Here is a 4,536-nt window from a genome sequence, read left to right as displayed (position 1 = left end):
CGGTGTGCTCGGCGAGTATATCGGAAGAATTTACATTGAAACCAAAGCAAGACCTAAATATATCATTAAGAAAGTTGGTCAAATAAAATGATGGAATTTAAAAAAAATTATTTTTGGTATGTATCTGTAATCATTATTGGCCTTGTCATTGGCTTAGTGCATCACATTTATATTTATCCGAATTTTTTTCACGCAGATTCAGCAGCATATCAAGTTTTAGCTTCAGCCATAAGAGATGAAGGGGTCTTACTTCCACATGATTTTTTCTACGGCAACCAACTTATTATGCTAAAAATAAGCCCATTCATAGCCTTAGCCAACTACATTGGTTTTTCAGGATATAAGGCTTATGCAATAGGCGGTGCAATAGCGATCTGCGTTTGGTTTTATATTTGCAATCTAATTATCTCTAAATATTGTGGAAATAAATATTTTTCACTTTTACTATCAACTTGCTTATTCATTCCGCTTGGTATGGATGATATTGATTTTTTACTTGGTCAGGAATCGCATCTTTCGAATGTAGTACTTTCTATTATGATATGCCTACCGGTTATCATATATATTCAAGAAAGCAAAAAGAGTTTTTTGTGTATTTCTGCCCTCGCTGTTATTCTAATGACTGCAGAGCAACCAATTAGAACTTTGATTATTATAGCACCTTTTATTTTATTCATACTGATTATATTCAGATCAAAAACTTCAGTTGTGTCAATGTTATCTATAGCTGTATCTTTTGTTATCGGCAAGATGGCAAATGATTATCTTTTAGGCAGACATTTCCCACTCAAGGTCGACTATTCTCAAGCATCGTTGTTAATATCTCCAGATAAAGCAATTGACAATCTTTTTATAATTTTAAAGTCAATCCTGGTGTACTCTTCATCCTCTAGCTTGGCTGTTGGAAGTAATGCAATAGGAATATTGACACCTTTCTACTTTATGGGCTTATTGTATATACTTTTATTTATTGCAACTATTGTATATGGCTTAAAAATATTTCTTCATATTTTGATTGATGGCAGAAAAACTAAAACTAGTATTTGTCGACTAGATCTGTTATGTGCATTGGGAGCTACAGGTTTTGTTTTAGGACTGCTACTTATATCATGCCTCAACCCAGAAGGGCGCCATATTTTCTGGGCAACTTGTATACTAAAAATTTCTGTATTTGCCACCATTTTTAAAATTTTTAAAAGTAATATAAAAAATAATGTGTATTCATATTCATTAACTATTGCAATGGCTATATGCATGTCAGCAATAGCACCAGTACTATATACAACAAAAGCAGAGTCTTTTAGTTATAATAAATCCAATATGAATTCAGAAATAAATAAAAAAATTATTTCAATTGTAAGGTTAACTGGAATAAAATATATTTATGGAGAGGATTTCTGGAGAATGCAACTATTAAACTCGATTGATGCAGAAGTACACTCTTCTGAACTCACAGACTCTTATGATAAATTTGTAATTCCTAGAACATGGTTGTCCAGACCAAGTTGGTACTGCATTAATGGTGAGGTTTTATATTACACAAAAGATGGTAAGGCGGATAAAATAATAGAGTCAGAATTAAAGAGTAAAAACGGAAAAATATTGTATAACGGTGCGGAAGGAAAAATATGGTTAGGGCCTGTAATATGGAGCAAGCCTAAGTGGTGTAATTAACTATAATTCCGCCTCAGAGACTGTAATTTAAATTGTGTATCTGCCTGTTTTTGATATGTTCATTCCGACAACGGAGACAGGCAATTTATGGACGAAAATAAACTCAAAGCGCTGGCTGCTGAACTGGCTAAAGGCCTTAAAACCAAAGCCGATCTCAACCAGTTTTCCCAGATGCTGACGAAGCTTACTGTCGAAACTGCGCTCAATGCAGAACTGACCGACCATCCCGGGCATGAGAAAAACATGCACAATAAAGCTCAAACATCCGTAATGGCTACTCGTCAAACATCCTGCTTTGCGGTGATGGCGAGATTGAATTGAACACGCCGCGTGACTGTGAAAACACCTTCAAACCTCAGTTGATTAAGAAGAACCAGACGCGGCTCACGCAGATAGACAGCCAGATTTTTATCGCTATATGCCAAAGGCATGACCACGCACGAAATCGCCGCCACCTTTAAAGAAATGTACGATGCCGATGTGTCGCTCACATTGATATCCAAAGTCACAGATGCCCTAAAAGAGCAGGCTACGGAGTGGCAAAACCGGTAACTGGATGCGCTGTATCCCATCGTTTACATGGGCTGCATTGTCGTAAAAATCCGTCAACATGACAGCGTCATAAACAGAACTGTCTTCCTGGCGCTGGGTATCAACACCGAAGGCCAGAAAGCGCTGCCGGGTAGGTGACTGACCGAAAATGAAGGCGCAACATTCTGGCTGAATGTGCTGGTGGAGCTGAAAAATCGTGGTTTTCAGGACATCCTGATTGCCTGTGTGGACGGCCTGAAAGACTTTCCGGATGCGATAAACAGCGTCTATCCGCAGCCCCATATCCAGCTGTGCATCATCCATATGGTACGTAGCAGCCTGAAATACGTGTCCTGGAAAGACTACAAGGCGGTCACCAGTGGTCTGAAGACGGTTTACCGAAGAGGCGGCGCTGATGATGCTGAATGTGTTCGCGGGCGTGTGTGACGACAAATACCCGCAGATCAGCAAAAGCAGGCGTGCGCACTGGGAAAACCTGAACACATTCTTCAGCTACCTGCCGGATATCCGCCAGGCGATCTACACCACAAACGCTATCGAATCACTGAACAGTGTGATCCGGGTCGAGATAATAAATGCAAGGTATTCCCAGGAGACGACTCAGTGTGGAAGGTTATTTATCTAGCGATCAAAGATGTCTCAAAAAAGTGGAGTATGCCGATCCAGCACTGGCGGCTGGCAATGAGTCGTTTTATTATTGAGGTCGGTGACCGCCTGAGCGATCACCTTTAATACAGTGGCAGTTACACAGAATTATGGACAGGCTCCTTGTTGACTACTCTATAACAATCCTTGCATCATCATAGTAAATTATATATGCGTTATCAATCTCTTTTATATGCCCTTCCCGTCCATACTGGTTTAATATCTTATCAATATCATGCTTGAACTCTGTGACGATATATCTTGATTTAAAACCGTACCATGCTTTATTGGACAGCCAGTTTAACCTAACCGCTTTGTTTTCATCAGTAAACGTGATTGGCCTTACGTCTCCGTTTTTAAACAGAGTCACGGCAGACGCAACCCAGTATGTGCCGTAACCATCACCGAGGTTATTATCACGAACAAAGTTACTAATATCTTGTACTCTCGAATTCGGTAGTTCGTATCTTCCGCTTGGGATGAAAATAAAAATCAGTATGATAGTTGAAGCAAAAGCATAGAGTCTTTGATCGGCTTGTGAATTTAGATAACGTGCAATTAGAGCGGATCCAGTAATAAAAGAGAAAACCAGATACCTTGTAGTGCCAAGGTCTACAGGCATGTTACTTGCTACATATGCGGCTGGTAGCAATACTGAGGAAATGGATAATGCAGTATCAACAAACGACGCTTTAAACCTGTTTTTGATAGCTACAACTAAAAGAGCTAACCAAAATATCATCACTGCAAATCTACTAAATATCATCGCATTGCTTGCAGAAAGCTGTTTTCCGAAAATGAAGGCGTCGAAATACTGGATGATGCCAACAATGAAAAGATTGAGGTTAGATGGTATATTCTCGTAATTAACAAATGCTGGAGGTTGAGTCCCGGGGGTGTTTAGTAGACCAAAATAATTTGCCACTAAAGCAAGAAACTTTGCTATGACAACGCCAACAATAACTGCAAATACATAGCGCCACTTGCTAAAATCTTTGTTTATCAATACATGAACAACAAAAGTAACAACTATCGGTATAGTGATATAGTAGTTGAATATCGAGTCACTGAATACAGATGCAGCAGTGAGAGTCGTGACGCTTGTCAGTTTAATTGTTGTATGTTTATCATACCTAAGCATATTTAAGCACACCAGAGCAAATATGATAGTTCCTACATGTACACATGTCTCTAGTGTCATGGTTGACGCCATAGGAGATGAAATGATTACGCATGGAATTAGCGCTGCGATTGACCACTTCATTTTCCCATCTGTATGTGACAGAGCAAAGGCCAGCATAATAGTAATCGTGTAGAATACGGCTGGTAACACATACATCAGGTATATACTGTCACCAAAAACCCTGATTACTATCATATACCATATCGCCTCAGTGAAATAAAACGATACAGTAGAAAGAGTCCATCCTCGTAGCAGAATGTTTCCATCCGCCATATCTTTTGCTTCTAAAAATAAAGATGCTCCATCAGATGTAACTGGGTTATTGAAGGAAATATAAAGGCAAAGCGCGAAAACGCATAATGAGAATATCAAATATAAAGCCACCGTGCTTTTATTTAACACTATTCTTCCCCTTCAAAATATATTTAGGTCTTGCTTTGGTTTCAATGTAAATTCTTCCGATATACTCGCCGAGTACACCA

Annotated in this window: 5 protein-coding genes and 1 pseudogene; 4 read left to right on the top strand and 2 right to left on the bottom strand. The window is 39.0% G+C overall.

All coding sequences use genetic code 11. From position 1 onward, the window contains the following. Positions 1-87 precede the first annotated feature (87 nt). The 4 genes and pseudogenes from HV477_RS27505 to HV477_RS29180 all read left to right on the top strand — a co-directional run bounded on the left by HV477_RS27505 (position 88) and on the right by HV477_RS29180 (position 2,851). Entirely contained in the window at positions 88-1,674 is a 1,587-nt protein-coding gene (locus HV477_RS27505; RefSeq protein WP_079899208.1) for a hypothetical protein, read from the top strand. Between the two features lie 87 nt (positions 1,675-1,761). Beyond that, entirely contained in the window at positions 1,762-1,995 is a 234-nt protein-coding gene (locus tag HV477_RS29190; protein ID WP_001662199.1) for a hypothetical protein, read from the top strand. Continuing rightward, complete coding sequence (locus HV477_RS29185) at positions 1,992-2,135, top strand: hypothetical protein (protein WP_275656952.1); 144 nt, start codon at positions 1,992-1,994, stop codon at positions 2,133-2,135. The genes HV477_RS29190 and HV477_RS29185 overlap by 4 nt, the downstream gene beginning before the upstream one ends. After that, a pseudogene (locus tag HV477_RS29180) lies at positions 2,104-2,851 on the top strand (IS256 family transposase). The gene HV477_RS29185 and the pseudogene HV477_RS29180 overlap by 32 nt, the downstream one beginning before the upstream one ends. 150 nt (positions 2,852-3,001) lie before the next feature. Here HV477_RS29180 and HV477_RS27495 read toward each other — a convergent pair. Continuing rightward, positions 3,002-4,456, bottom strand: a complete 1,455-nt coding sequence (locus tag HV477_RS27495; RefSeq protein ID WP_001537448.1) for a hypothetical protein — start codon at positions 4,454-4,456, stop codon at positions 3,002-3,004. Beyond that, on the bottom strand, positions 4,446-4,536 hold a 91-nt coding region (locus HV477_RS29175; RefSeq protein ID WP_254793002.1), incomplete at its 5' end, for a hypothetical protein. The genes HV477_RS27495 and HV477_RS29175, both read right to left, overlap by 11 nt.

This window comes from Salmonella sp. SG203, from assembly GCF_013350575.1.
GTDB classification, from domain to species: Bacteria; Pseudomonadota; Gammaproteobacteria; order Enterobacterales; family Enterobacteriaceae; genus Salmonella; species Salmonella enterica.
This window is presented reverse-complemented; position numbering and strand designations above follow the sequence as displayed.

Coding starts and splice junctions, on each gene's coding strand:
- HV477_RS27505 (WP_079899208.1), top strand. CDS start 88: ATGATGGAATTTAAAAAAAATTATTTTTGGTATGTATCTGTAATCATT.
- HV477_RS29190 (WP_001662199.1), top strand. CDS start 1,762: ATGGACGAAAATAAACTCAAAGCGCTGGCTGCTGAACTGGCTAAAGGC.